The organism is Niastella sp. (genome assembly GCF_045805085.1).
GTDB lineage: Bacteria > Bacteroidota > Bacteroidia > Chitinophagales > Chitinophagaceae > Niastella.
Genome location: NZ_JBJMLX010000547.1, coordinates 1 through 3,773, shown reverse-complemented (window position 1 = coordinate 3,773; position 3,773 = coordinate 1). Strand labels below are relative to the sequence as shown.

General features: G+C 44.7%; 3 protein-coding genes. 2 read left to right on the top strand and 1 reads right to left on the bottom strand.

What is annotated here, in order from left to right:
- Window positions 1–1,080 precede the first annotated feature (1,080 nt).
- Window positions 1,081–1,374: a hypothetical protein gene (locus ACJ751_RS28520; RefSeq protein WP_407748946.1), complete on the top strand. Its 294-nt coding sequence runs from the start codon at window positions 1,081–1,083 to the stop codon at window positions 1,372–1,374.
- 191 nt (window positions 1,375–1,565) lie between these two features.
- On the top strand, window positions 1,566–2,141 hold the full coding sequence (locus ACJ751_RS28515) for a CAP domain-containing protein (RefSeq protein ID WP_407748945.1): 576 nt from the start codon (window positions 1,566–1,568) through the stop codon (window positions 2,139–2,141).
- Window positions 2,142–2,214: 73 nt separating this feature from the next.
- On the opposite strand, the gene ACJ751_RS28510 is transcribed toward ACJ751_RS28515, so the two are convergent.
- Window positions 2,215–3,773, bottom strand: a 1,559-nt coding sequence (locus tag ACJ751_RS28510) for a sodium:solute symporter (protein ID WP_407748944.1), incomplete at its 5' end; no start/stop codon positions are given.

Here is a 3,773-nt window from a genome sequence, read left to right as displayed (position 1 = left end):
TGAGTTTTGATCACTTAGCTAAATTCTCTCAATAAGAAAATCAACTTTGTGAATCGTGTTAATTTTTTTCGAGTCGCTAGATTCTTACCTTGATTAATTTACTTGAAATTATTCAAGTGCTGTTGCTTCCAAACTTTCAAAGATCTTAAATATCGTATGTTACTTTTCCTTTACCTCCGTCCAACCTCACTCATTCGTTATTATCTACTTCGTATCTTGCTCTCGCATCCTCGCTTTCTCTCTCCCCTTCCTCTCCTCGCTTCCCCTCTTTTCGATTGGGGTTGCAAAGGTAAGTGTTTCTTTCATTTCACCAAATCTTTCTTCACTTTTTCTTTCTTTTTTCCTTTCTCACTTTTCTTTTCTAAGAGCTGATTTTCAGTGACTCATCTCGCTTTCTCTTCCTCTTTTTTCACTGCCCCGTTTTCGTTGGGGGTGCAAAGGTAGGAGTTTCAATCATTTCACCAAATCTTTTCTACTTTTTTAAGAACTATTTTTTCAGCGCTTCCTCTTTTGCCTCTTTTCCTGCTCTTCTTTTACCCTGCCCGGTTTTTAATTGGGGCTGCAAAGGTAGCCGGATTTTTCAAATGACAAAATATCGTTTGAACTTTATTTCTGGATAGTGGTCTGCCATGTTTGAACCTGGCCTCATCCATGTGTCAACCATGTGTCATCCATGTGTCAAATGGGGTACATCACCAATGAAACACACATGTTTCACACATGGTTGACACATGGTTTAGCCAATTTTTTAACCTTACATACCCATGGGAACCCCCAGTGGCAGCAACTAAAAAAGGGCATTCCGGAAACCCGAAACGCCCATTGTTCATCATCAGTCCTTATTCGTTTATAATTCTACCCGAGAAAATTTGATGTGTTAACCTGTGCCGAAAAATAAAAACAAATAAAAAACCGGCAGTGCCGGCTTACATTACAATTATTGGAAATACGCAAAATCTCTTAATACAGCTAGTATATTATTCTTGCTCATAAGTACTTGAAGGCGCCCACCAGGCGCCCCGAAAGCCATCACCAACCGGCCCGGTTCTTGCTTCTGTTTTTTTACCAAACTCCCCACTTATGAAAACAGTAACTATACTCACCATTCTTTCCCTCCCACTCGTTACCTCCTGTACCACCTTAAGCCCGGAACATATCAGGGGACATAAATGGCTCTACGGTCAGGGTTACCGCATTGGCGACCAGTTACAATTTGATAACAAAACCTTCAGTTTTAACGGAGACACCATTATGAAGAGCAATCTGCCGATTGCCGTTGTAGTTATGAGTTCCGGCGATCTGTTGGGCAATAACAATGATATTACTATACAATCTTTGGCCACCGGTGAAGAGGGATTGTATCATGAAAAGTGAGGCTGAAATGTTATCCCGCCTGGCTTTTTCTTCCTGGTCAACTGGTTAACTCGTTAACTGGTCAACTCTCTATTAACTTCCCTTTATGTTAAATCCATGTATCCCTTTATTCTCTCTATTGCAAATGCGGCCGGCAATGCTTATATTTAGAATAAGAGCGATATTCATTTCAGAACCATACCGTACTTCATATGAAAGCAGTTTCCTACATGGTGCCCGTAGTCATGTTATTATTGTCATTTCTGTATAATAACAACCCCTTTGTGGTAATGGAAGAAGCGCAACAGGCGTTTCAATTGCTGAATACCATTCGAAGCAACCCGGAAAAATATTACAAGGAACTACACCTCAGTTCCAAACTGACAATCACCAAAGCGCCGCTGCGTTGGAACGATACGCTGGCCAGAGTGGCCGAAGCAAAAGCGCTTGATATGGCCAAACGCAATTACTTCGATCATGTTAATCCCGACGGCCTGGGCATCAATTACTTCATCAACCAGAGTGGTTATATCTTACAAGCCGACTGGCTAAAGGATAAAAAGGAAAACTTCTTTGAATCGATCGGCTCGGGCTACGATTCCGGCGAAGCCGCCATTAAAGCAATGATCATCGATACTGAGGACGCCAACATGGGCCACCGCGATCATGTACTGGGCATTGGCGAATGGGACGCTTCCCTTCATGATATAGGCATCGGGTTTGTAAGATGCGATGGTGGTAAATACCAATCTTACATTTGCATTATAATAGCCAAACACAACTGGTAACAGCGCTTCGGCGGGCAAAGAAAAATGCCACCCCGGTAACCGGGATGGCACTACATGTAATATTCGTTTCTGCCTATTTCGCAATTCCCAATGGCGAAAAGTATATAAATATGGCAATAATAAACACCAGCACCAGCAAAGTCAACAGCACATCTTTTTGATTCCAGCTTGCACGGGATGCTTTTTTATCTTCAGCAACAGTAGTAGCAAACGTCAATCCTTTTATATTCGCTTCATCGGGTGCAGGCGTAGCCAGGCTTATCACAACCATCAGCACTACAGAAAACACGAACAGGGCAATACAGAAGTATAAGAAGTTCATGGTAGCGAAATCGTACAGCACGCCCTCCGGCAATTTGCCTTTTAGTAATTCAAGCACCAGCTTCAGGATACCGATAATAAATCCTGCCACCATAGCGGTAAAGGCTCCTTTTGCATTGATGCGTTTGGAGAATACACCCAGCAGGAAGGCAGCGGCAATAGGCGGCGCCAGGTACGATTGTACGCTTTGCAGATAGCCATACAATCCTTTTGAGATATTTTTCATCAACGGGATCCAGATCATCCCCAGCAGCACCACAAAACCCGTTGCAATGCGACCCACCCGCACCAGTTCGTGATTGGATGCCCCGGGTTTTATTTTCTTGTAAATATCCATGGTGAACAGGGTTGAACAGGCATTGTACACAGACGCCAGCGAGCTCATTAACGCAGCCAGCAGGCCACCCGCCAACAAACCTCTTAACCCAACCGGCATGATCTCTTTTACCAGCGTAGGGAACGCCACATCGGTATCGGTCATATTGATTTTACCCTGCTGATGTAATGTATAGGCAATCAACCCGGGGATCATGAATATGAAGAAAGGCATCAACTTTAAATACGCGGCAAAGATGGTCCCTCTTCTTGCTTCCTTTTCATTGCGGGCCGCCAAACAACGCTGCACAATATGCTGGTCGGTACACCAGTACCATAGCCCCACTATCGGCGAGGCGAATAGAATACCAGCCCACGGGAAATCGGGATTTGACAAGGGTTGGAACATATTCAGTTTTTCCTTGGGCAACGAATGCATCAGCGTGCCCCAACCGCCTACTTTATCCAGACCAATAAACAACAACACAGCAGAACCCAGTAACAACACAATGGCCTGGATGGCTTCGGTATACATTACCGCGTGCAAGCCGCCAAAGATGGTATATACCCCCGTTACTACTACAAGAATGATGGCGCCTGTCCAGAAGTCGACACCCAGCAGAGAGTTAAACACCAGGGCGCCGGCATAAATGGTTACCGCCGCTTTTGCGATCACATAGCTGATGAGTTGGATAATCGACAACAGCCATCTTGCTTTTGCATTGAAACGTCTTTCCAGGAACTCGGGCATGGTGTACACCATGCTTCGCATATAGAAGGGTACAAACACCCATCCCAGCGTAAGAATAATCCAGGAATGCAGTTCATAATGCCCCATCACTACTCCGGTGCTGGCGGCTGTTCCGGCTAAACCTACAATATGTTCTGAACCTACGTTGGAGGCGAGGATCGACGCGCCGATCACAAACCAGCCCAGGTTACGGTTGGCCAGGAAGTAATCGGACGGTGAGTCTTTTGCTTTTTTTATTGACCAGA